At 67.6% G+C, this 290-nt stretch carries 1 protein-coding gene; it reads right to left on the bottom strand.

The annotated features are described in order from the left end of the window. Positions 1 to 290, bottom strand: a 290-nt coding sequence (locus tag ADL03_RS07875; protein ID WP_197288194.1) for a fasciclin domain-containing protein, incomplete at both ends; no start/stop codon positions are given.

Below are 290 nucleotides of genomic sequence, written 5' to 3'. Positions count from 1 at the left end.
ACCACGTGGTAGGTCAGGATCTTCGTCAGCAGGGCGTCGTCGGTCTTGAGCTTCTCGATGGTGGCCGGGTCGATCTTGGCGAACGCCGAGTCGACCGGGGCGAACACCGTGAACTCCGCGCCGTTGAGCGTCGATACCAGGTTGACCTTCGGGTTCAGCTGGCCCGACACCGCCGCCACCAGCGTCTTGAGCAGCGGGTTGTTGCTCGCGGCGACCGCGACCGGGTCGGCGGCCATGCCGGACACGGAACCGGAGCCGGACGGGACCTGCTTGGCGTAGTCGGCACAGCC

The sequence above is a fragment of the Nocardia sp. NRRL S-836 genome (assembly GCF_001279525.1).
Lineage (GTDB): Bacteria > Actinomycetota > Actinomycetes > Mycobacteriales > Pseudonocardiaceae > Lentzea.
The sequence above is the reverse complement of the archived record's forward strand: the minus strand, read 5'-3'. Positions and strand labels throughout refer to the sequence as shown.